The sequence below is a fragment of the Halanaeroarchaeum sp. HSR-CO genome (assembly GCF_024972755.1).
Lineage (GTDB): Archaea > Halobacteriota > Halobacteria > Halobacteriales > Halobacteriaceae > Halanaeroarchaeum.
In genome coordinates this window covers 1,872,848-1,894,848 of the sequence record NZ_CP087724.1, presented here as the reverse complement: position 1 = coordinate 1,894,848, position 22,001 = coordinate 1,872,848, and the positions used below count along the sequence as shown (strand labels likewise).

The following is a 22,001-nucleotide window of genomic DNA, read 5'->3' as shown; positions in this document are numbered from 1 at the left end:
CTTTCCAATAACGAGGTGTCTCGGGTAAATAACGGTTGGGGGAAATGTGAGGTTTGTACTACACGAGGCCCTACATTTACAGGTCTGGGAGGGCATACCAAGACTGGGGATGATACGCCCGTGATGACCCCGTGGTCACTCGACGTATACACCGCCGCTACCCCATTGTTTATCATTGACAGGGCAGAAGGATCCAATACGAGATAAAGTACCGAACATACTTGGGAAAACAACTATGGCAGAGACCAGAGCGCGGATCGCGGAAGCGGTCCGGACCCAGCCGGGGATACACTTCAACGGGCTCGTTCGTTCACTCGACCTCGCTACCGGGCAGGTCCAGTACCACCTCAAACAACTGGACTCGACCGACGAGGTCGTCAAGACGGAACTCTACGGCCGGACTCACTACTTCCCCGATACGTACGACGACTGGGAACGCCGGACGCTGGCGCTGTTGCGTCGGGAGACGACGCGTGACGTCGTCGCCGCGTTGCTCGAGTCCGGACCGGTCCGCCCGAACGCGCTGGCCGAGGAACTCGATCTCGCCCGGAGCACGCTCGAGTGGCATCTCGACCACCTCGTCGAACAGGCGGTCGTCAACAAGCGACACTCAGCGCGAAACCAGGTGACCGTCGAGCTCGCTCGGCCAGCCGACACCATCGAACTCGTCCGGAACGCAGATCCGACATTGCTCGGGATGATGGTCTCCCGGTTCACCCGGCTGGTCGACCGTATGCTCGCGGAGGAGAATCAGTCATGAGCACACCGAACGTCGGTTCGGCGTCCCGGAATCGGAAGCAGGCCGCCCTGCTCGTCAGCCCGTTCCTCCTACTCGGGCTGGCTGACGTCGTCCTATTGTTGGTGTGGGGGATCGATCCGCTCTGGGGATTCGTCATCCTGCCACCCATCCTGTTCATGACGTTGCTCGGCTGGATCGCCTTCACGAACGACTTCGACGACCGCTAATCGACGACAATGAAAGAGAAAACGATCCTCGGTTTGATACTCGGTGGACTCGCATTCCTGATGTTCGCGACCGGCTTCATCCTCGTCCTCGGGTAACGGGTCGGCGGGGACTCTCTCGACTAATCGGTTAGCGATCCAGTCCGTCTTACGACTCGATTTTGATAGCTGCGACGTACGTGACGTACGCGAGGATGATCGCCGGGACGACGATGAGTCCGATCGCCAGGATCGGCACTATGGTCAGATTCATCCCCCAGTACGCCACCCCCATGATGAGTACCAGGAAGGCGGCGAGGACCACCAGGGGTACGACGTTTACCGAGATGTCCAGTAGCGTTTCTGTCGTCCAGGGTTGGGATGCCATGGGTAGTTAGGGGGAGTTGCGGAGTGGTTCGTAGACTGTACCTGCGACGGCGCCCACGACGAGTAGCACACCCGCGAGGAGGATGGCCTCACCGCGGATGGCGATCGGGTTCGCGGCCCCCACGCTCAGGACGTGGGCGAGAGCGAGCGATTCGAGCTGTGTCCACCACAGCCCGCCGCCGAAAAGGGCGAAGAGCACGCCGACCACGGCCAGGGCGTACCAGGGCCGCTCTATCATCGCTGCATCCTGCAGGATGCCGGCGACACTCCCGCCGAACAGCAGGATACCACCGATCGACAGCGGGACCAGGTTCATGACGATTCCAATCTCGGCGACCACCAGTCCGAGGGCGACGAAGGGTGGCCACGCGCTCATCAGCTCCCGACTTCCGGGGATACCAGTTGGGCCATCGTGGTTCGAAGCCCCGTCGTCGTTTGCGACCATCAGACGACCGCCCCCACGTAGAGCGTCGTGACCAGGAAGATCCACACCGCGTCGACGAAGTGCCAGTACATCGTCACCGTGGCCACGGACGTGTGTCGATCGGCCGAAAACTGCCCGGCTATCCCTCTGACGAAGAGGATCAGGAGGAGAACCACGCCGAGCAAAACGTGGAGTCCGTGGAGACCGGTTAACCCGAAGAAGGCACTGTAGAACGGGCCACTGGCCAGTCCGAACCCTTCGGTGACGACGAACTGGAAGTACTCGTAGGCCTGTCCGGCGAGGAAGACCACGCCGAGGACGACGGTGGTGCCGAGCAGGGTGCGAAAGCGCTGTCTGTTACCGTCGCGGAGCGCCGTGTGCGCGAAGTGGAGCGTGAAACTGCTGGTGATCAGTATCGCCGTGTTGGCGGCGACCAGGGAGGTGAGGAGGTGTGGGAGTTCACCCGGTGGCCACGGCCCGACGCGGATGAAGAAGTAGTACACGAACCCCGTTCCGAACGTGGCCACCTCGGTGGCGAGGAACAGGATCATCCCCCACCGGAATTTGGCCGCGTCCCCGGGGCGATTCCAGAAATGGGCGATGAACGCCTGGTAGAGCCACCCGTAGAGACCGGCGATGAAGACGACGACTCCCAGAACGATGACGGCCGCACCGGCCATCTCGGGGAGGGCAGCCCAACCCTGGAGGAAGACGAGCCAGAGGCCGAATCCGGTGTAGATCGCGGCCGCACCGAGTGCCGCGACGAACGGCCACCAGGACGCCTCTCCGAAGGCTCGAGGCCAGTCGTCCGGTGCAGGGAGGTGTGGCTCGCTACTCGATCCGTCGACCGTCTCGGAGTCTCCGACGCTCATCTCAGTCGTCCTCCTCGTCGTCGCTCTGTTGTTCGTCGAGCCACTCCTCGTACTCGGCGCTACTCACGACTTCGACGGTCGCGAGCATCTTGGAGTGCCCCTGACCGCAGTACTCCGCGCAGTATAGCTGATAGGTGCCTTCCTCGGTTATCGTCGTCTGTAACCTGTTGGTCTGTCCCGGGATGGCGTCGACCTTCAACGCGAGTTCCGGCACGTGGACGGCGTGTATCACGTCCGCCGAGTGCACCCGTAAGTAAATCGGCCGGTCCGTCGGGACCACCATCTCGTTGAGCGTCGAGACGTTCTCGTCCTGGTAGTCGAACTCCCAGAGGAACTGTCGTGCAGTCACGTCGACCACCACGGCGTCGTCGGGGAGTTGCGCCTCGGCTTCCGGCGACGGCGTCACGTCGGGATGGGCGAGCACCTGGTAGGAGGCGAACCCGACGAACACGAGGATGAGGGCCGTCGCCACCGTCCAGGAAATCTCGAGACCCTTGTTCTCGGGCGTGGGTTTGGCCTCGTCGTTGTTCCGGAATTTGAGGACCGTGTAGAGCAACAGTCCCTCCATGAAGATGGCGATGGGCACTGCGAGCAACAGGAGGTCCCTGTTCAACCCCATGATGAGGTCTCTGGTCGTCGACTGTGCGACGACTGGCGTGGTGAATACGACCGTGGCGATGAGGCCGGCGAGGCCCACCGTCACACCACGACGCACGTGCTTTCGTGTCATTGTGCTTCCTCCGTCTCCGTGACCCCGTCATCGGTCTCGGGCGTTCCGCCGTCCGCCATCGGGCGAACGCGCTCTCTCTCGAACCACTCCCAGTCGGGTGTCAGCAGGCCGTCCGACTCCAGATCCCACGGGTCGCCAGTCGTCACCCGCTCACCATACCGGTACGAGACGAGCAGGTTGATGAGGACGACGACCTGTCCGATGCCGATGATGAACGCTCCGACGGTCGCCAGGACGTGCAAGTCGGCGAACTGCGGAAGGTACGTCGCATACCGGCGAGGCATGCCGCCCCATCCCAGCACGAGCATCGCGAAGAACGTGACGTTCGTCCCGATCAGCGAGAGCCAGAAATGGATCTTCCCGGACGTCTCGTGGTACATCCGACCGGTCAACATCGGGAACCAGTAGTAGAAGCCCGCGAAGAGGGCGAACACGGTCCCGCCCATCAACATGTAATGGAAGTGGCCGATGATGTAGTAGGTATCGTGGACGTACATGTCGATGGGAATCGACCCGAGGAACACGCCGGTGATGCCGCCGATGATGAAATTAGAGAGGAAGCCGACAGCGAACAGCATGGGCGTTTTCAGGACCAGTTTCCCGTCCCACATCGTCGTGATCCAGTTGAACGTCTTCACCGCACTCGGGACGGCGATAGCCAGCGTGACCGCCATGAAACTGGCGCGGAGCCGCGGGTCCATCCCGGTCGTGAACATGTGGTGGGCCCAGACGCCGAACGAGAGGACCCCGATCGCGAGCGTCGAGTAGACGACGAACTTGAACCCGAACAGCTTCCGGCCGGAGAAGCGTGGGATGATGAGACTGATGAGCCCCATCGGCGGCAGGATGAGGATGTACACCTCCGGGTGACCGAAGAACCAGAAGAGGTGTTGCCAGAGGATCGGACTCCCGCCCTCGACCGCGAAGAACGTGGTGCCGAAGTTGCGATCCATGATGAGCATGATCAACGCCGCACCGAGGAGTGGGAACGCGAAGAGGATCTGGCCGGCCTGGGCGAGTACCGTCCAGGAGAAGATGTCCAGTTCCTTCCAGGAGACGTCGCGCTCGGTGAAGGTCGTCGTGATGAAGTTGATGGCGCTCAGCAGGCCACTCACCCCGATGATGTGCTGTCCGAGCAAGAAGAGGTCCACGCCGGGATTGCTCGATTGCGTGGCCAGTGGCGTGTACATCGTCCAGGCCGTCTGTGAGCCCTGCATCTCCGGGAGGAAAAAGCCGGCCCAGATGAGCAGTGCTCCGGGCGGGAGTAACCAGAACGCAATGGCATTCACCCGGGGGAAGGCCATGTCGTCGGCGCCGATGAGCAAGGGCAGGAAGTAATTCGCGAACGCGGCCATGACTGGCGTCCCGAAGACGATGAGCATCGTCGTCCCATGGGACGTCATGAGCGCGTTGTAGGTGCCGATCTCGATGATCGTCGCGTCCGGCGTCAGCAGTTCGGTCCGCATCAGGAGGACCGAGAATCCGGCCCACGCGAAGGCGATGATCGCGTAGATGCCGTACATGATTCCGATGTCCTTGTGGTCGACGGTCGTGAGCCACCGGAGAACACCAGTTGGCTTCTCGTGGCCATGCCCGTACCCCGTCTGTGATCTCTCTCCAACTGTCCCTTCTGCTCCGCCTCCGGCCGGTGAAGCAGTCCAGTTCTCGACCCGAGCGAGCCAGGCGGTGGCCCCCAGGAGGAGCACGCCGGTCGCGATCGAGAGTGTGGCCTGCGTAGCGCCCACCATATTATGGTGCTACTTGCGGGCACCACAAAAAGATGGTTCTGGTATGCGTGTCGAAAGTCTTCGCGATGTCGACTACTAATTGGCCTCCTTGGTGGGTCACTGTGTCGGCCCTTTCGATCCAGGCATAACCACTATATTGTGGTAACCTAGCTCCCTCTGCCGATTCGCGTGATACGCAGTCAACGCTGTCCGTGGTGGCGGACACAGCCGAGCCAATCGATCGATACTCGTCGCACGAGTGGATTCGAGGTTTGGGCCACAACCATCTTTAGGATATCTTCCATCGGTTCGACCGACTCCGATGGCCGTGTTCGCTCTCGAGGTGCCGTCGTTCGGGGATCCACTCGTGGTGGCGACCCTCGTGATACTCTCCGGGATCGTGTCGCTAGCACTCGCGATCATCGGCATACAGGCGTTCAGACGACGTCCGTCGCTCTCGTACTTCCTCGTCGCCGCCGCCCTCGTGGTCCTCGCGTTGAAGGCGTTCATCGGGGGGCTGACGGTGGTCGGACTTCTCGACCTCGGGATCCACCACGTCATCGAACACGGCCTGGATCTGTTGATGGCTGTGCTGTTGATCGGGGCCATCTACGCCGCGCGAAGCCAGCACCGCTGTCTGGTGAACACACCGGTCACGGAGCGGTTCTAGAGCAGCGATGACCTGGATTTCTCGACCCGACCGACAGACGACCGCTCGTCGTGGACGACGTGGGGCATTGCTGACCACGACGACACTCCTGATTCTGATCGTGGTCAGCCGACCAGTCCTCGCGCACGCGAGCGGACTCGATGGTTCCCGTGAGTCGGTGGCCATTCCGACGTGGCTCGTCTTGCTCACGGGTGGCGCTGTAATCGGTGCCTCCTTCCTGCTGGTGAGCATGGTCACCGACCGGCAGTTTATCGACTCGATCAACGAGTCGGGCCTCTCGTTCGATATCAATCGCCGGGATTGGCTGCCGAAGGTTGGCGGTGCAGTCGGCGTGAGCGTCCTGGTAACTCTTCTCTACATCGGGTTCGTCGGGCCGCAAACCGGGTCGGCGAACCTCCTCGTCCTCTTCGTCTGGTCGCTCTGGTGGGCAGGCTATGCCATGTCGGTCTATCTGCTGGGGAACACCTGGCCAACCCTCAATCCGTGGCGATTCCTCGCCGATATCATACCCGTCTCCTTCGACGTTCGGTATCCGTCCCGCCTCGGATCGTGGCCGAGTCTCGCCGGTCTCTTCGTCCTGGTGTGGGTCGAAGTGACGAATCCGATCGCCGAACGACCCGCGTTGCTCGCAGCAGTCGTCGCCGGCTACTCCCTCGTCACCGTGGCGGGCGCGGTCGTCTTCGGGACCGGGGTGTGGTTCGAGAACGTCGACCCGATCTCCAGGGTATTCCACTTCTTCGGGTGGATCGCACCGGTCCAGCGGACCGACCAGGGACTTCGGGCTGGTCTGCCCGGGTGGCACCTCGTCGACGACGGTCTCGTGACCGGGATCGACGACGTGGCCTTCGTCATCGGGTTGCTCTGGTTGACGACGTTCGACGGCTTCGTGGCAACGCCGGCCTGGAAGGCGATCATCACGCCCCTCGTCGACGTCGGTGTCCCGCCCCTGTTCGGGTACGTCGGATTACTCATCGCGGGATTCGTGGTCTTCGCAAGCGCGTACTTCCTCGCCTCTCGATACGCGAAACGGCTCGCCATCACGGGCCTCGACGAGACTACCGTGGGTATTCGGTTTGCCCAGGCGCTGCTTCCCATCGCGGCCGGCTATCACCTCGCGCATTACCTGGCTTACTTCCTCCAGTTCGTCCCATCGGTCGCCGTGCTCTCGGCGAATCCACTGTCGCCCCCGGCGCAACTGCCGATTCTCGTGGTTCCCGACTGGTTCGGAACCGTCCAACTCGTCTTCGTCCTCGTCGGACACGTGGTGGCCATCTGGGTCGCCCACGGCATCGCCTTCGATAGCTTCACGGGACGGCTCCAGCCACTGCGCAGTCAGTACACCTACACCGCCGCCATGGTTCTCTACACGATGGCGAGCATCGGAATCGTCTTCCAACCGTCGATACCCCTCCCCTATCTATGACGGACCAGCAACCCGACGACACCGCGACCGTCCATCGCTGTCCCTACTGTGGCCGACCGGAACAGACCACGCAGTTGCTCGCACTCCACATCGGGGAAGAACACTGGGAGCAGGCGACCGAACGGGAACGAGACCGGTACCGAACCGAGTACGAGGCGGAATCCGACGCTCTGTGGCGGTTCCGGTTGATCGCCGTGGGCGTACTGGTGGTGATCTACTTCGGCTTCCTCTTCACGTACTCCATCGTCGGCTGAACGGCACTCGATTCAGCCCAAACGGCACATCGACCACCACCTCCGACACTCCGAGCCCCGAACTGATTACAGATGGCGCGTGAGATCCGTGACGAGTTTCGATTCGACCGCGTTGAGGCGCTGTGACAGCGCCGACCGGGTGATGTCGAGGCGGTCTGCGAGGTCGCCGAGCGAGACGTCGCGAGGGCGGTCGTAGTATCCTTCTTCCACGGCCAACTGGATGGCCTCTCGTTGTTTCTCGGTGAGGTTCAGCTCTTCGGGATGGCCGGCGCTCCCCCGGTCCGAGTGGTGTCGTTCCCCGTTCGCCGCAGCGAGGCGGCGGAGACGCCACCGGTCGGCCTTCCCCTCTAACTCCGAGATGACCTCGCCGAGACCCTCGCGATCCGAACTGTAGCCGCTGACGATCAGTGCCCCGCCCTCGACGGCCATCTCTACTGGTGTGAGGCCCGCCTCGCACAGTGACGGACAAAGACACCCATTGTCGATGCCTGTCGAGACAGTTTTCATCGCGTCGGCACTCGTCTCGGACTCCTCGACGGCGATGTGACAGGTTGTCCCGAGGAGTTGTACCGTTGCTCGTTCGATAGACCCCCTTCGTCCCCCGAGGGGGCAGCCCTGAGAGCATCCGACATCGATTCCGAGTTCGACCCATAGCTCGTGTCCCGAATCTCGTTCAGAAGCCGATTGGAGCGATTCTCCCGGCGACTGTGTGGGTGTAGGTTCGCTCCGACTCATGGCCACTCACCACCATCTAGGAGCCCTGGCCGCCACCCCATTGGTGGAATGGAACCGCTCCGCGCCGCGGGAGTTCGGCGGGGTCGAACATATCCTTGGCACATACTCTACCACGAGACCTCCACCGGGGAGTAGATGCAATCTATATGTCTACCATCGGCCCAACGCTTGGCATCTATATCTCTAGACTGGAGGGGTACGACCCGACGCAGTCGGGCATTCTCTGTCAGTCCTCTTCCCGGCGAACGAGCGCGGTCGCGAGTTTTCGCTGCGCATGACGCAGGTGATGGTGGAACGTCGATCCAGCGATGTCGAGACTGTCCGCGAGCTCCTCGATGGTGCTGTCCCGCGGCCACTCGAAGTAGCCACCGTAGTAGGCCGTCTCGAATATCTCGTACTGTCGATCGGTGAGCGTGGACTCCATCGTCGTGGCTACGTCCGCCGCCGTGGTGACCGGTTTGTCCTTCTCCCGTTTCGCCTGCAACTGAATACCCGGATACCACTCCTGTAGATCTTCGACGAGTGCCGAGACATCCACTGACAACGGCGCTTCGAAGCCGTAATCTCCGGATCCCGCCTCGATATCGATATGGTGGAGGGTCACCTCCTGGTGGGAGAGTCGACCCATCGAAGCATCGTCGTCCAGCGTGACGCCGACCCGTTTGTGATTGGATTCGTCGGCGATAACCCAGGCCTCGCTGACGTCTCGCTCATCGACTACGGTCTCCACGAATTTGGCCGGTGTGGTCTCATCGATGCCGAGATAGACCGTGACCGAGTCGTCGGTCGTCGAGACGACGAGCCCGTCGAGCCATGCTCGACAGTCGAGATTGGCGGTCGTCTCGACGAACGGGACTGCCGTCTCGTCCACCGTGAACCTGAGGTCAACGACGCTGTCCGCGAACAGCAACTTCTTGTTCGTGATGGCGTTCCTGGCGAATCCGATGGTCTTGCCGAGGGTGGCCAACCCGGCGAGTTCCTGCTCTCTGAACGAGAAGCCGCCCAGTGTCTGGACCACGAGTACGCCGTAGACCGAGCCACGGTGGGAGAGCGGGAATGCGGCGACCTCTTCGGCTGCCGCGGTATCCGGTTCCTCGTTTTCGCCTGTCGCCTCGTCGGGAACCTCCCGAACCTGGACCTCGCCTGACTCCATCGCCTGGATGCCGACTCGGTGGCCGATATTCATCTCGATACGCTCTTCATCGTCTTCGATGACCGCGCCCGACTCGGTCGCACCGATGCGCAAGGCGAGTTCGTCAGGGCTGCCCACCGATTCGGCAATCCAGGTGGTGGCGTACCGCTCCGCATCGGCGAGTTGCGTACACACGAGTTCCTCGATCCGGTCCTGGTCCGAGGAGTCGACGAGTTCGCGCGTGATATCGAGGACGATGTCGGTCACTCGATCCATGAGTTCCAGATCGTCGCGTTGCCGGCGTAACATTCGCTCGCGCTCCTTGCGCTCGCTGATGTCCTCGACGACGGTCATGACTCCCTCGATGTCCCCGTCCGGGTCCGCGACCGTCGCCGTCGAGATGCTCACGTCGATTCTCTCGCCCGATTTCGTGATCCGGCGACGCTCCACGCCCGTGAGCGATTCGCCCGCCAGCACCCGCGAACGGAGGGTCCGATAGTCGTCTCGACCGTCGTCGGGGATCGTGGGATCGTGCTGGCCAAGTACAGTGGACTCCTACCAGCCGAACATCCGGCTTGCTGCCGGATTCCATCGCTGTACGTTTCCGCGGGTGTCCGTGATGTAGATCGCAGCGGGTGAGGCCTCGATGATCGCATCCAGTTTCTCCGTCGTCGTCTGGAGGTCGTGGATGTACTCCTGGATGTCGTCGTGCATCGTCTCGAGGGCGACCCCGAGCTCGCCCGGCACCTCGGCTTCGAATACGTCCGCGTCGAAATCCCGGGCTGCGAGCGCTCGCGATTGGCCGGAGACCGTCTGCAGATACTCCTGGACCTCGGCACACGAACGACTCAACCTGGCGAGTTCCGAGCGTTGGTCCGCGAGCGGCATCGAATGGTCGACCGGTGGATCCGGCGCCGCGTCGTCGTCCAGTTCACCCTCTGCCAGCCGAAGACCCTTCGTCGCGATGGCAGCCATGGGCTTTCCGAGGTACTGTCTGGCGAACATGCTCCCGAGCAACGCCACGAGGACGTCGACGCCCAGCAACACCACGAGCATCCGCTGGAGGGCCTGGCGCTCGACCCGTATGACCTCGGTCAACTCGGCAGTGGCCGCGTCGCTCGTCGCGAGCAACCGATCGTTCTCCGCGCGGACGTACGCCAGCGATTCCTGGAAGGCTTCGGACTCGGGGTCGGCGTTCAGGACGGTGACGATGTGTGGTTTGTACTCCTCCCAGACCTCGGCCTGGGTGGCGAGTTCGTCCTTTGCAGCCGCCGGTGGTTCCTGTAACGATTCACCTCGGAGAACTACCGATGGCATGGTATCGTCCGTCTCGCTCTCTGGATTCAATTGCGTATCAGTCACCCGCCCGCCGTACAGCAGCGCGTTGAGATTTCGGTCGTATCGGTCGATACTCACACGGAGTCGGTCGCGCGCCTGGTCGGGATTCTCGCCGTGGGCGATATCGCTGGCGAACCATAGCATCCGCTGGGACAACATCCGTTGCTGTCCCGCGATGTTCACGGAGTTGCCGTCGTCTTCGACCTGCTGGTGGTACGAGTAGATCACCGTGATATTGACGAGCGCGACGAGGACCATCACGAGCAGGAGGACCGTCACCTTCTCGGAGATCTTGAACCGGGTGTTCGGACGGGAGATGAGTCGTTTCATATCTGTCTGACGGCATTCGTCCGCGCGGTCGTGGATCCCGATCCACTTGCCACGCGTCACATAATTCGAGACAGTAGGTCCGGTGGTATAAGGCGAGGGGCGATATTGTGTGGGTCCGAACCATTCGGATCACTCGCTGGTGGCGATTGGATACGTGAACGAACGCGGCGGGAGTCCCGCGAACGCAAGCGAGTGGGACTACGTCGGGGAAGTGAGCGATTTCGACGAAATCGTGAACGGACTCGATGGGATTTGAACCACGGTCGGAGCAAAGCTCCTCCCTGATTCAAATCCCATGCGCCGGTTCGGTCGGCGCTACGCTCCTCCCTGCACGGGCGCGGCGGGATTTGAACCACGGTCGTTCCAGTCACTCCGCTTCTTTCACTCTCTGATTCAAATCCCGCGTGCCGGTTCGCTCCCTCCGGTCGCTGCACGGGCGCGGCGGGATTTGAACCAGAGAAAGACTCACTTCGTTCGTCTTTCAGGGCTCAAATCCCCCGCCGTTTGCTGCTCACGGTTTGTTCGCAGCAAAACGGGCGCGGCGGGATTTGAACCCGCGATCGAGAGGTTAGGAACCTCTCGCCCTATCCGCTAGGCCACGCGCCCTACCAGGTAATCGGACGCTACCGCGAAAAACGATTACGCTTCGGTTGACGATTCGCTTTCGGCTTCGGACGACTCCTCGCCCAGGGCCTCCGAGGTCGCCTCGCCAGGACCTTCGCGGATCTCCTCTAACTCCTGTTCGACTTCTTCGCGGCCTTTCTGGAACTCTCCCATCGCCTGCCCCGTAGAGCGGGCGAGCTTCGGAATCTTGTTCGCGCCGAACAGCAAGACGGCGATCAGCAGGATGACGGCCAGCTCCATCCCGCCTGGCATCCCGCCCACGAACAGTGGTAGTGCGTCGATCATCTCTATTCGTTCGTAGCCTATTGCTGATTATAGGCTTTTTGCTCGGTGATATTGCCGAATCGAAGAGCGTCTCGCCCCTTGCACAACCGTCATTGGGCTCTCCTCCCTCCAATATATATGGTCGAAATCGGTGACGAAGCACCAGAAATCAGTGCGCCGCTCGCGAACGGAGACATCGAAGCATTCTCCCTTTCCGACGAACTCGACGATGGGCCTGTGGTCCTCGCCTTTTTCCCGGGGGCGTTCACGAGCGTCTGCACCGACGAGATGTGTACCTTTCGGGACGAGATGGCGCAGTTCAACGAGGTCGGCGCGACGGTCTTCGGCATCAGCGTGGACACGCCCTTCTCGCTGAACGAATTCCGCGACGCGCACGACCTGCAGTTCGGTCTGATCAGCGACCACGAGAAATCGGCCATCGAGGCCTACGACGTGGCAATGGACTTCGCCGACCTGGGCTACTACGGCGTGGCCAAACGAGCGGTGTTCGTCGTCGACGAGACCGGTGAAGTAACTTATCGGTGGGTCAGCGACGATCCGGGCGTCGAGCCAGACTACGACGCCGTCGAAACGGCCGCTGAAGAGGCCGCGTAAGCGAGTACAGCAGATACCACTACTTTTCATCGGGCACGTCCTTCGTGTACGACATGCGCAACGACAGCCCGCCAACCGACGATCCACCCAGTGATGGCCGGGAGTACGATCCGGACGCGGAACATGCGTTTCCGGACGAACGCCTCAACGCCGTCCTCGAGACCATTCTCTCGGACCCCGAGGTGACGGCTTATCTGTCCGCACAGAACGTCAACCCCGTCGCTCGGAAGGGTTTCAACGACCACGGGTCCAAACACATCCAGATCGTCCGCAACCGGGCGCTTCGCCTGTACGAACTGCTGAAACAGGGTGATGTCGAGTTCAATGGCGCTGCCGACCAGGGCCTGGAGGAAGCCGACGAGTCGGTCATCATCGCGCTCGCGGCCACCCTCCACGATATCGGTCACGTCGTCCATCGAGACGATCACACCTACTATTCGATCCCCCTCGCTTCGGACATCCTCGATAGAATCCTCCCCGAGTTCTACGACGTGGAGGCAGCCGTTCGCGTGAAGTCGGAGGTGCTTCACGCCATCCTCTGTCATCACACGCCGGAAGACCCCCTGACGACGGAGGCGGGCGTCATTCGGATCGCGGATGGCCTCGACATGGAACGGGGGCGTTCCAGGATACCGTACGAGCGGGGTGGCAGAGGTATCAACACCATCTCCAGTCAGGCTATCGAGAGCGTCTCGCTCGTCGAGGGCGACGGAAAACCCGTCCTCGTCGAGATCAGGATGCGGAACGCCGCCGGCGTCTACCAGGTGGACGGACTCCTCAAGGAGAAATTGGAAAAATCCGGGCTCGAGGACGACATCCGCATCGTCGCGGTCAACATCGGCGCGAAAGACGACCAGCTCGTCGAACGCATCGAACTCTGATGGCCCCTCCTCACTCGACGAAGTCCTGCAGCGTGGCCTCGGTCTCCCCCGTCGTCGCTGTCACGCGGATCGCGAGCGCCTGTTTGAGGTCGGTCTCCTCGGCCCAGGAACGGAGTTTCCGCTCCGTCTCGGCGCGGCTATCGGCGGCCGAGAGGTCGGGTGCGATCGTCACGTCACCGATGAATCCCTCCGTGAATTCCTCGAACGTCCGACCGAGCTGTCTCGAGTAGAGTTCGCGATGCGGTGACTGTCGTCGCTGCGGGTCGGTCAACGCGGCAACCGATTGTGCCGGGACGACGTGGACCCGTCGCTCTCCAACTACGAGGACGAACGCATCCGCGGTGATGGCGAGCAGTCGGTCCAGCGCCTCGCTTTCGTTCATCTCTGCGAGGCTGTACTCGGGGTCGGCGAGTGCCCGCGCATCGACTGTCTTCGCGACCAGCCCGGTGACCTGCTCGAAATCGGGGACGGACGCGTGGAACACGACCCCGAGGTCGGGATCCGTTTGGGACGCTGTCTCGGTGTCTGCATCGGACGTGACCGAGATGGCCTGAAACCGGGCTGCCGACTTCGAGGTACCGTCCACGTGGTTCGCGATGGTTCGCGGAACGGCCCGGCGGACCGTCTCGTGGGGGTCGCCGTCACCGCTCGTGATTCGTTCGACCGGCTCTCGCGAATCCGACGTGTTCCGCGCGACTTCCTGGCTCGCCGCCTCGACGCGGTCACCCAGGAATCGTACGAATCGGTACGTCCGCATTCGTTGAAACGGTCGCACGGTCGGTATAAAAGACTGTGGCTCTTCGTCCGCTCAATCACTGCCCAGCGGACAGTCTACGCCTGGAATGGCGGGTCGTACGGATAGTCCATCTGCTCGGCGATGGCCCGTCTGGTGTCTCTATCGGATAGTTCCTCGACGATGTACAACCCGAGATCCAGTGATGAGGACACGCCCCGGCCAGTGATGACCGGTCCGTCGTGGACGACTCTGTCATCGACGACCTCGGCGTACTTCTCGAGGAGGCCGAACGCAGACGGATGTGTCGTCGCGCTCCTGCCCTCGAGGAGACCAGCAGCACCCAGGAGTATCGACCTCGTACAGACGGAAGTGACGTACTCACTCTCCGACGCAGTACCGATCCACTCGACGAATGATTCGTCGTGACGAAGGGCTCGCGTCGCCATCCCGCCGGGGACGAAGACGAGGTCGTAGGAACCCAGATCCGGCTTCACCTGGTCCACATCGAGGGTCAGCCCATCTGTCGTTACGGTCTCCGTTCTGGCGCAGACGTCCCATTCGAGCGGGAGGAAATCCATCCGATGCAGTCGAGTGATGGGATCGTAGCCGCCCACGAAGTCCAGGGCAGTCATTCCGTCGTAGGCACAGAACGCGACGTTCATGCGCTACTATCGGGGGCTCGTACCCATTGTTGTTATGCTACCACACGGCGGAGGGATCGATGGCGTTCGAGAATCCAGAAACCCGTCACTCAGGCAGTCGCCGCATGTAGCTGATTCAGGGGTACTTGACTGGGTGAGGGTTTGGTGTACCTGGGGGGACCTTACCAGCCGCCAAACATCCCGCCACCCATGTGTCCACCCATGCCGGGACCGTGGCCACCGGGGCCGTAGGCGCCACCGTTACCGTAGCCAGCACCGGGGCCATTGCCACTCCACGGACCGGGACCGTATCCGTTCCCACCGGGCATCATCGGACCGTGGCACCAACCGGGCGCCTGATACCCAGGCCCAGCGTTAGGACCGTACTGCTGGCTATCCCCCGGTGCGTTCCAGGTACCGTCCGTGGGACCCATGTGTTCTGCCATCGCAGCAGCGACCTCCTCGACGGTGGTCCCGGTCTGCTGCTCGAAGGATTCCACACCGTCCGGCCCCATCCTGGTCTCCATCCACTCGGTCATGTACTGCGCTTGCGTTTCAGTCGCGTTCTCTCCGTCGTCATATGGCGTCGTCGGTTGTGTGACTGTACTGCCGTGGGCACTCACGGCCGGGGCGACCACGCCGATGGCGAGAGCCGCGACCAGTGCTCCAACGAGCAGGATAGTGATGGTTCGTCGCATTACATATGGACAGAGGACCCGGTTTGTACTACTCTGGATGGGTGAAAATCGGGCGAGGAGAACGTCCGAGACGGTTCATAGACGGATCTAAACGTCTTTTAGTGACGAGAACGTTCCTCCCAGGCGAATTCGACATCCTCGACGTCGCGGTCCGTCGGCTCAGTGCTAATTGTCCATTGGGTCGACGGTAGAGCGGCCCGCGATGGCGAATCCGTGAGGCCCCGAACTCGTTCGGTATCCGGATGTGTAGCTCACACGTCCCAGGTACGTTCCAGCCCTCGATACCGTTTTCCGCGGCAACATAGTATGGTGTGTTGACACATGGCAAAACGACTCGAGTGCCCGATCGATGGGTGTCACCGGACGTTCGAGGCAGCGACCGAAGACGAAATCATGAGCGAGGCAGCGGAACACGCAGAGAGTACTCACCCCGATCTGGAACTGGACGAGGAGACCGTCGCCGGCATCAGGTCGGGAATACAGGACGTGTAGGCATCGTTCCCCAGGTAATACGCGGCAGACCGGCTAGTCTGTAATTTGGGTTCGGAGAACTGCGCCGACCGGGAGTCCCGCGAGGGAGCGAAGTAAGTGAGGGGGACGTCGTTGGGCGAAGCCCAACGGGATTTGAACCACCTGCAGGCGGTCGCTCACTTCGTTCGCGCTGCGCCTGCCGTCATTCAAATCCCTGTGCTCGTTTTCCTCGCAGGCTGCTCGGAAAACTGCGCCGACCGGGATTTGAACCACCTGCAGGCGGTCGCTCACTTCGTTCGCGCTGCGCCTGCCGTCATTCAAATCCCTGTGCTGCTTTCCCTTGCGGCCGCTCGAAAATCCAAAGCGATGACCGATTTGAACCACCTGCAGGCGGTCGCTCACTTCGTTCGCGCTGCGCCTGCCGTCATTCAAATCCCTGTGCTCGTTTTCCTCGCAGGCTGCTCGGAAAACTGCGCCGACCGGGATTTGAACCACCTGCAGGCGGTCGCTCACTTCGTTCGCGCTGCGCCTGCCGTCATTCAAATTTCAGGCTGTTTTCCTGCGGCTGCCTGGAACTGCGCCGACCGGGATTTGAACCACCTGCAGGCGGTCGCTCACTTCGTTCGCGCTGCGCCTGCCGTCATTCAAATCCCTGTGCTCGTTTTCCTCGCAGGCTGCTCGGAAAACTGCGCCGACCGGGATTTGAACCACCTGCAGGCGGTCGCTCACTTCGTTCGCGCTGCGCCTGCCGTCATTCAAATCCCTGTGCTCGTTTTCCTCGCAGGCTGCTCGGAAAACTGCGCCGACCGGGATTTGAACCACCTGCAGGCGGTCGCTCACTTCGTTCGCGCTGCGCCTGCCGTCATTCAAATCCCTGTGCTCGTTTTCCTCGCAGGCTGCTCGGAAAACTGCGCCGACCGGGATTTGAACCCGGGCCATGAGCTTGGAAGGCTCAGGTCCTAGCCGCTAGACCATCGGCGCGCATTTTCGTCTACCGGTTGCCCAAATAAGGACGTTTCCATTCACGACTCGGCGAACCGGACCGATCATCACTCCGACCCCGTGACCACCGCATAGCAATTGCCATTCGAGACCCACTCTCGCTCGACTCCTACCGCACTCGCCTCGAGGTCGGTACCGAACTCCGACGGGTCGTAGATGTGGTAGTATCTGGGCACCGCTCGTCCGTCCGGCATCGTGAACGTCACGGTCGTATCGAACCCCTGGGTCTCGTCGAACCGGTCGTGTTCGGTGCTCCAGACGCTCACCAGGGCACGACCGGCCGGCGTCAGGACGCGTGCGAGTTCGTCGAGGCTTTCGACTCGCGCCTCCCTCGTCGGCAGGTGGTGCATCGTCGCAACGTAGGTCGCGAGGTCGACGCTGTCCTCGCGGAGGGGGAGTCGACTGGCGTCACCCTGGAGGAGAATGGCGTCGAAATTGTGGTCGTCCCTTCGAGATTCGGCTTCGGACAGTAATGCCCGGCTGGCGTCCAGGCCGATCGCTCGGTCGGCGACGGCGGCGAGCAACTCGGTGTGGCGTCCGTTCGCACACCCGACGTCGAGGGCCGTGGTACTCTCGACTCCGTCGAGGAACGAGGTGACTTCAGGCCAGGGGTTCTTTCGCTTGGTGGCGAAGTGGGCGGCGATCTCGTCGTACGTAGCGACCACGTCGCTGGCCGTCGTATCGCTACCCGCGCTCTCCTCGCTCATCCGATCACCAGGAAGAGAGCATAGGCGATGGCGAGCAGGAAGGTTGCGTGTTTCGCGCCGGACTTGAGGCTTCCCGAACCCATCTGGCCGGCGACGAACCCGGAGGCGACCGACTGAATGAGCGCACCGTGGAAGAACACGAGGCTGTAGGCGTCCTTCTGGGCCTCGGTGAGTTGCTGGATGCCTCCGGGGAGTCCGGCCCCCGGTACGCCGCCGGTCCCACCGCCGCCCAACCCGCCGGTCGGGATGGCCGGAACGAAGATGGTGTCCAGGGCCACGACGATGACCAGGAACACGAAAAAGGAGATGTAGACGACGACGGTGTACGTCAGCATCTCGTTGCGACGTTCGCGCTCGAGTCGTCGGGTCGCCTGGGCCTCGTCGGCCGCGATGCGAAGCACCTGTCCGATGTCGTTCGTGGCCTCCATCGCGTTCGTCGTGAGGGTGACGACCCGCGTTATCGCCGGCGTTGCGACGCGGTGTTGGAGGCGTTGGAGGGCGTCTTCGACTCTGGCTCCCCACGTGATGTCGGCCCAGGTCCGTTCGAGTTCGGTGGAGAGCGACCCGAGGTCCGAAGAGACGACCCGGCCGAAACTCTCGACGATGGACATCCCCGCCTCGTTCGTGCTCGCGAGTCTGTCGAGGAAGTCGGGGATCGCCGCTTCGATAGCCTTCACTCGACGGTTTGCCACCTCGTAAGTGATGGCAAACGTCCCGACGACGAAGAGCGTCGCCTGGACGAGTGGATCGTCGTACAAGGCGATGGTCAGGTCTCCGCCCTGGAGGTGGGGTAACCACTGTAAGAACGTCCAGAGGAGGCCGAGGGGGATGGTCGCCCAGAGGAGCACCAACGGTCGTTCGGTCAGCATTCGCGACGGGTCCCTCAGGCTCTCCAGGACCGGCCTGAGACGCTGGTAGATTTCCAATCGGTAGCGATTTGCCTTGGTAGCGGTCCTCCCGCCGTCGGTCATCGGGACGGCGTCTCCCTCTGAGACGACCCGGATGTCCGAAAATCTGACCAGGTTCGTATCGTGGTCATCATCGGGAGTGACATTCTTGACGTCCTCGGTGATCGAATCCAGGTAGACGATGAAGCCGAGCGTCGCCAGCGGTATCACCGCGTAGACGAGCACCCGAAGGAACTCGAGGGTCCCCCCGAGCATCAACCCGATGACCACGAGGATGGTGATGAGGAACAGCGGCCCAGCGACGAACACCGTGACGTACGCCTCGGCGAGCGTGCCGAGCAGTTCCAGGAAGGCCTGTTGCTGGGCTTCCTCCTCGTCCTTGTAATGTTCGTACTGGTCCCGGAGGAACGCAGAGAGCGACTGGCCGCTCTGGAGGACGCTGGCGAGGTTCTCAGCCAGGTCCTCGAGATTCCGACTCGGTGTGCGGTCACGGAGCCGTCGGATGGTCGTGAGCACGTCCGTTCCAAACAGGTCGATGTCCCGGACCGCCACGGCGACCTCGTCGGCGGTCTCCCCGTAGACGGCCCGGTTGTCGGCCAACACGCGGAGGATGTCGGGGAACGGCATCCCCGAGCGTGACAGGGCGAACATGAACGCGACGTTCCGCTTGAGCGAATTGTCGATCCGCCGCCCCCGTTCGCCACTGGTGAAGCGTGGAATCGCCCATCGTAGCTGGTAGGTCCCGAAGGCGGAGAGCAGGCCGACGGTTGCGCTGCTGACCAGCACGGTCAGGGCGAGGGTGACCAGTCCCCACTCCCCGGCCCCTGGCATTGTCGCTTCGATCGATTCGACGAATCGTCCCCCGCCCTCGGTCGTCCGAAGCACGATTGCTGCTCCCCGAAAGGCATACACACCCAGGACCGTTCCGACGACCGCTGCCACGATCACGAAGGTGTACGTCTTGGCGGCGTACACTCGGTACGTCGTCCCCACGTGGGCCGATTCGAGCCACTGGCGTTGCTGATGATTGCTCGGCGTGCGGCGCCGAACGAAATCGCCGAAGACGACGAGGGACAATCGTGTGATGAGCGTCTCGGCCCACTCGACGTACGGCGAGAGCATTATGGCGCCACCGACGAGGAGAACGACAGCGAGAGGGACGAATTCGAGGACCATCAGTTACTCGTGATGTCCTCGCTGTCACTTCCTGGCATCGACGCATCGACGTCGGTCTCGAGTCGCCCGTCGATCCGGTCGACGACGCGCTCTTTGTCTGCGTAGTACTCGTTTACCAGTGCGGTGAACCGCCGGAAATCCGTCACCTCTCGCTCGACGAGGTACTGGAGCACCCGCTTTCGATTCCGAAACTCGCGGAGCAACTCCGCACGTGACCAGCCGCGTTCGTCCCGGATCTCCTCCAGGACGATGCTGTCGAACTGTGAGAACGTGTCGCTTTCCGGGTTCCACTCGAAGGCAGTCGAGTAATCGAGGTCGCCGGTCCGCTGGTCGATCCCCTCTATCTCCGCGATGACCTGGTTGCGTCGAACACGTTCGTCGCCGACGTAGGTGAGCGTCTGGACGGAGAGGATATCCAGGGACTGGATCATCGCGCGCGGGACGCCGATGGGTTCGTTCTCGAGACGGTTGATGGTCGTCTGGACGCTGTCGGCGTGCATCGTCGAGAAGGTGGTGTGGCCGGTGTTCATCGCCTGGAACAGCGTCATCGCCTCCACCCCCCGGACCTCGCCGACCACGATGTACTCCGGTCGGTGACGGAGCGCGGACCGGAGGAGGTCGTACATCGTGATATCGTCGCCTTCGCCCAGACTCTCGCGGGTGATGGAGGAGAGCCAGTTCTCGTGGTGGAGGGTTAGTTCCCTGGTGTCCTCTATCGTGAGCACTTTCGAGCGCGGTGGGACGAACATCGACACTGCGTTCATCGACGTGGTCTTTCCAGAGGCGGTCCCGCCGGCGAAGATGAGTGATTTGTTGTTCTCGATGGCCAACCAGAGGTAGGCCATCTGGTTCAGGTCGAAGGTGTCGAAGTCGACGAGGGTGGCCGGCGTGAACGGTTCGTCCGCGTACTTCCGGATGGTGAACGCCGAGCCTCGTGGGGTCACCTCCGTCCCGAGGGCGAGTTCGGCACGACTTCCGTCGGAGAGTGTTGTCTCCGTGACTGGGTCACCGATACTGATGTGTCGGCCCGACTGCTGGGCCAGTCTGATGACGAAGCTATCGAGTTCTTCCCGGCCGAACTCGCGGTTCGTCTTGATGTCGGTGTACTCGTCGTGGTAGACGAACACCGGGATATCGTAGCCGTCACAGGAGATGTCCTCGATGTGGGTGTCGGCCATCAACGGGTCGAGTTGTTCGAACCCCTCGAAGGACCGGTGGAGGTAATAATACAGTCGATAGAACGTGTTCGTGTCGACGTCGACCCCGTACTGTTCGAGCAACGTCTCCAGGTGTTCTCTGAGGATTGCCTGACTGTCGTCGGGGTCGTAGGCGGCCCGATAGATCAGCGTGTCTCGGATGTCGCCAAAGAGGTCCTCGAGTAACCCTCGTTCGAACTCGGTGAGTTCCGGTTCGACCACGTGATACAGATACTCGTTCTTCTCGTCGTCGTGGTTCACCGAGATGAACGAGAACGGCGCGTTCACCCAGTATCGGTCGACTTCTTCGTAGCCGTCGACCCCGTCGAACGAGATGAGCGGGCCGTGTTGGTTCGGGTCGTACTCGTCGGCCGATATCGACGTGCCCCGAAGTACCTCGACGACCCGAGCCAACCGCCACCTGACGTCGTCTAGCCAGTGGTTTCCGGACCCGCCGAGGTCCGATGGTTCTTCGCGTGAGTTGCGCGGCATTGGGGCGTTCGTCTACAATGAAGCAGAGGGTGGGCATAAAACCTGCCGGGCGGCCCGTCGCCGCCGTTACGTTCAAATCTCACAAAGCCCAATCGGCCGCTAGGTGATGAGGCGCGACTACTTCACGCTGTCCGTCAGCAACGTCGACTGGGTCGACGAGGAGGGGGACCCTCGTTTACCGACTGTTGAGATCGATTTCCAGGGACCGGAATCGACCCTCCGTTCACGATTCGCCGACGACGCAGGAGCCGTCCTCGACGCGGCGGACACCGACGTCGCATTCCGTCTTCAAGATTCCGTCGACGACCCAGAAGCCGAGGGCGTCGTCGCCGTCACGAACCGGCTCACTGGCGATTTCATCCTCGAGATGAACGTCGAGGCCGAAGCCGTCCTGGAGTTCATCACGGCAGCCCGTCGCTACGCAGACGCGACAGACGGAGACGCCCGGTATCGCGTCGAGATAGCCTTCGGGGGCGAACACTTCGTCACCTACGAGAAGTCGACGTTCCTGGTGTACAACAGGGACGGCGACCTCCTTCGCTCGAACAGCCTCATTCCCAGCGGCGTCGAACTGTAGGGTACTCGGTGACCGGTGACAGCATCGACAGCCTCTAAGTACTCCGCCG

The 22,001-nt window shown here is 62.0% G+C and carries 26 protein-coding genes, 2 tRNA genes and 1 pseudogene; 10 read left to right on the top strand and 19 right to left on the bottom strand.

Annotated features, from left to right (window positions below; translation table 11 throughout):
* The first annotated feature begins 235 nt into the window (after window positions 1-235).
* Together HSRCO_RS09745 and HSRCO_RS09740 are read left to right on the top strand one after the other, a co-directional pair.
* A complete protein-coding gene (locus HSRCO_RS09745; protein WP_259517456.1) occupies window positions 236-760 on the top strand; it encodes a helix-turn-helix domain-containing protein in 525 nt (174 codons plus the stop codon).
* Window positions 757-966 carry a hypothetical protein gene (locus HSRCO_RS09740; protein ID WP_259517455.1) on the top strand — a complete coding sequence of 70 codons (210 nt, stop codon included), beginning with the start codon at window positions 757-759 and terminating at the stop codon, window positions 964-966. Before HSRCO_RS09745 ends, HSRCO_RS09740 begins: the two co-directional genes overlap by 4 nt.
* A 145-nt stretch (window positions 967-1,111) precedes the next feature.
* On the opposite strand, the gene HSRCO_RS09735 is transcribed toward HSRCO_RS09740, so the two are convergent.
* From HSRCO_RS09735 to HSRCO_RS09715, 5 genes are all read right to left on the bottom strand, one after another.
* Window positions 1,112-1,330 carry a DUF6684 family protein gene (locus HSRCO_RS09735; protein ID WP_259517454.1) on the bottom strand — a complete coding sequence of 73 codons (219 nt, stop codon included), beginning with the start codon at window positions 1,328-1,330 and terminating at the stop codon, window positions 1,112-1,114.
* Between the two features lie 6 nt (window positions 1,331-1,336).
* On the bottom strand, window positions 1,337-1,705 hold the full coding sequence (locus HSRCO_RS09730; RefSeq protein ID WP_259517453.1) for a cox cluster protein: 369 nt from the start codon (window positions 1,703-1,705) through the stop codon (window positions 1,337-1,339).
* Window positions 1,706-1,773: 68 nt separating this feature from the next.
* Entirely contained in the window at window positions 1,774-2,625 is an 852-nt protein-coding gene (locus HSRCO_RS09725; RefSeq protein ID WP_259517452.1) for a heme-copper oxidase subunit III, read from the bottom strand.
* A 1-nt stretch (window position 2,626) separates the two neighbouring features.
* Window positions 2,627-3,355 (bottom strand): cytochrome c oxidase subunit II, encoded by a 729-nt coding sequence (coxB, locus tag HSRCO_RS09720; RefSeq protein WP_259517451.1) that lies wholly within the window; start codon window positions 3,353-3,355, stop codon window positions 2,627-2,629.
* Window positions 3,352-5,103 (bottom strand): cbb3-type cytochrome c oxidase subunit I, encoded by a 1,752-nt coding sequence (locus HSRCO_RS09715; RefSeq protein ID WP_259517450.1) that lies wholly within the window; start codon window positions 5,101-5,103, stop codon window positions 3,352-3,354. Before HSRCO_RS09715 ends, coxB begins: the two co-directional genes overlap by 4 nt.
* Before the next feature lie 301 nt (window positions 5,104-5,404).
* On the opposite strand from HSRCO_RS09715, the gene HSRCO_RS09710 reads away from it, so the two are divergent.
* From HSRCO_RS09710 to HSRCO_RS09700, 3 genes are read left to right on the top strand one after another with little or no spacing between them, the layout of a single operon-like run.
* A complete protein-coding gene (locus tag HSRCO_RS09710) occupies window positions 5,405-5,752 on the top strand; it encodes a hypothetical protein (protein WP_259517449.1) in 348 nt (115 codons plus the stop codon).
* A 7-nt stretch (window positions 5,753-5,759) separates the two neighbouring features.
* Window positions 5,760-7,175, top strand: coding sequence for a hypothetical protein (locus tag HSRCO_RS09705; protein ID WP_259517448.1), 1,416 nt, complete (start codon window positions 5,760-5,762; stop codon window positions 7,173-7,175).
* Window positions 7,172-7,429, top strand: a complete 258-nt coding sequence (locus HSRCO_RS09700) for a C2H2-type zinc finger protein (RefSeq protein WP_259517447.1) — start codon at window positions 7,172-7,174, stop codon at window positions 7,427-7,429. Before HSRCO_RS09705 ends, HSRCO_RS09700 begins: the two co-directional genes overlap by 4 nt.
* A gap of 66 nt (window positions 7,430-7,495) precedes the next feature.
* On the opposite strand, the gene HSRCO_RS09695 is transcribed toward HSRCO_RS09700, so the two are convergent.
* The 3 genes and pseudogenes from HSRCO_RS09695 to HSRCO_RS09685 form a co-directional block, all read right to left on the bottom strand.
* A complete protein-coding gene (locus tag HSRCO_RS09695; protein WP_259517446.1) occupies window positions 7,496-7,858 on the bottom strand; it encodes a helix-turn-helix domain-containing protein in 363 nt (120 codons plus the stop codon).
* A gap of 532 nt (window positions 7,859-8,390) precedes the next feature.
* Window positions 8,391-8,588 carry a helix-turn-helix domain-containing protein gene (locus HSRCO_RS09690; protein WP_259519790.1) on the bottom strand — a complete coding sequence of 66 codons (198 nt, stop codon included), beginning with the start codon at window positions 8,586-8,588 and terminating at the stop codon, window positions 8,391-8,393.
* A gap of 21 nt (window positions 8,589-8,609) precedes the next feature.
* Window positions 8,610-10,892: pseudogene (locus HSRCO_RS09685) on the bottom strand (bacterio-opsin activator domain-containing protein); the annotation flags it as partial.
* Window positions 10,893-11,073: 181 nt separating this feature from the next.
* Here HSRCO_RS09685 and HSRCO_RS09680 point away from each other — a divergent pair.
* Window positions 11,074-11,220: a hypothetical protein gene (locus tag HSRCO_RS09680; RefSeq protein ID WP_259517445.1), complete on the top strand. Its 147-nt coding sequence runs from the start codon at window positions 11,074-11,076 to the stop codon at window positions 11,218-11,220.
* A 277-nt stretch (window positions 11,221-11,497) separates the two neighbouring features.
* Here the strand turns inward: HSRCO_RS09680 and HSRCO_RS09675 are convergent.
* A tRNA-Arg gene (locus HSRCO_RS09675) sits at window positions 11,498-11,570 on the bottom strand.
* 33 nt (window positions 11,571-11,603) lie between these two features.
* On the bottom strand, window positions 11,604-11,873 hold the full coding sequence (locus HSRCO_RS09670) for a twin-arginine translocase TatA/TatE family subunit (RefSeq protein WP_259517444.1): 270 nt from the start codon (window positions 11,871-11,873) through the stop codon (window positions 11,604-11,606).
* A 117-nt stretch (window positions 11,874-11,990) separates the two neighbouring features.
* On the opposite strand from HSRCO_RS09670, the gene HSRCO_RS09665 reads away from it, so the two are divergent.
* Window positions 11,991-12,467: a redoxin domain-containing protein gene (locus HSRCO_RS09665; protein ID WP_259517443.1), complete on the top strand. Its 477-nt coding sequence runs from the start codon at window positions 11,991-11,993 to the stop codon at window positions 12,465-12,467.
* Between the two features lie 53 nt (window positions 12,468-12,520).
* Window positions 12,521-13,348, top strand: a complete 828-nt coding sequence (locus HSRCO_RS09660; protein ID WP_259517442.1) for an HD domain-containing protein — start codon at window positions 12,521-12,523, stop codon at window positions 13,346-13,348.
* A gap of 10 nt (window positions 13,349-13,358) precedes the next feature.
* Here the strand turns inward: HSRCO_RS09660 and HSRCO_RS09655 are convergent, their stop codons facing one another.
* The 3 genes from HSRCO_RS09655 to HSRCO_RS09645 form a co-directional block, all read right to left on the bottom strand.
* Complete coding sequence (locus tag HSRCO_RS09655; RefSeq protein WP_259517441.1) at window positions 13,359-14,105, bottom strand: hypothetical protein; 747 nt, start codon at window positions 14,103-14,105, stop codon at window positions 13,359-13,361.
* 74 nt (window positions 14,106-14,179) lie between these two features.
* The gene (locus tag HSRCO_RS09650) at window positions 14,180-14,746 is read right to left on the bottom strand and encodes a DJ-1/PfpI family protein (protein ID WP_259517440.1); all 567 of its coding nucleotides are present in this window, start codon (window positions 14,744-14,746) and stop codon (window positions 14,180-14,182) included.
* Between the two features lie 161 nt (window positions 14,747-14,907).
* On the bottom strand, window positions 14,908-15,423 hold the full coding sequence (locus tag HSRCO_RS09645; RefSeq protein WP_259517439.1) for a hypothetical protein: 516 nt from the start codon (window positions 15,421-15,423) through the stop codon (window positions 14,908-14,910).
* A 321-nt stretch (window positions 15,424-15,744) separates the two neighbouring features.
* Between HSRCO_RS09645 and HSRCO_RS09640 the strand changes: the two genes are divergently transcribed.
* Entirely contained in the window at window positions 15,745-15,915 is a 171-nt protein-coding gene (locus HSRCO_RS09640; protein ID WP_259517438.1) for a DUF1059 domain-containing protein, read from the top strand.
* A gap of 33 nt (window positions 15,916-15,948) precedes the next feature.
* Here the strand turns inward: HSRCO_RS09640 and HSRCO_RS09635 are convergent, their stop codons facing one another.
* The 6 genes from HSRCO_RS09635 to HSRCO_RS09610 all read right to left on the bottom strand — a co-directional run bounded on the left by HSRCO_RS09635 (window position 15,949) and on the right by HSRCO_RS09610 (window position 21,375).
* Window positions 15,949-16,407 carry a hypothetical protein gene (locus HSRCO_RS09635; RefSeq protein ID WP_259517437.1) on the bottom strand — a complete coding sequence of 153 codons (459 nt, stop codon included), beginning with the start codon at window positions 16,405-16,407 and terminating at the stop codon, window positions 15,949-15,951.
* Window positions 16,408-16,440: 33 nt separating this feature from the next.
* Window positions 16,441-16,833: a hypothetical protein gene (locus HSRCO_RS09630; RefSeq protein WP_259517436.1), complete on the bottom strand. Its 393-nt coding sequence runs from the start codon at window positions 16,831-16,833 to the stop codon at window positions 16,441-16,443.
* Window positions 16,804-16,875: transfer RNA gene (locus HSRCO_RS09625), tRNA-Gly, on the bottom strand. The genes HSRCO_RS09630 and HSRCO_RS09625 overlap by 30 nt, the downstream gene beginning before the upstream one ends.
* 68 nt (window positions 16,876-16,943) lie before the next feature.
* The gene (locus tag HSRCO_RS09620; RefSeq protein ID WP_259517435.1) at window positions 16,944-17,603 is read right to left on the bottom strand and encodes a class I SAM-dependent methyltransferase; all 660 of its coding nucleotides are present in this window, start codon (window positions 17,601-17,603) and stop codon (window positions 16,944-16,946) included.
* Window positions 17,600-19,687, bottom strand: coding sequence for a type II secretion system F family protein (locus HSRCO_RS09615; RefSeq protein ID WP_259517434.1), 2,088 nt, complete (start codon window positions 19,685-19,687; stop codon window positions 17,600-17,602). The genes HSRCO_RS09620 and HSRCO_RS09615 overlap by 4 nt, the downstream gene beginning before the upstream one ends.
* Window positions 19,687-21,375 carry a type II/IV secretion system ATPase subunit gene (locus HSRCO_RS09610; protein ID WP_259517433.1) on the bottom strand — a complete coding sequence of 563 codons (1,689 nt, stop codon included), beginning with the start codon at window positions 21,373-21,375 and terminating at the stop codon, window positions 19,687-19,689. The genes HSRCO_RS09615 and HSRCO_RS09610 overlap by 1 nt, the downstream gene beginning before the upstream one ends.
* Window positions 21,376-21,481: 106 nt before the next feature.
* Here HSRCO_RS09610 and HSRCO_RS09605 point away from each other — a divergent pair, with 106 nt between their 5' ends.
* Window positions 21,482-21,952: a DUF5793 family protein gene (locus tag HSRCO_RS09605; RefSeq protein ID WP_259517432.1), complete on the top strand. Its 471-nt coding sequence runs from the start codon at window positions 21,482-21,484 to the stop codon at window positions 21,950-21,952.
* The last annotated feature ends 49 nt before the right edge of the window (window positions 21,953-22,001 follow it).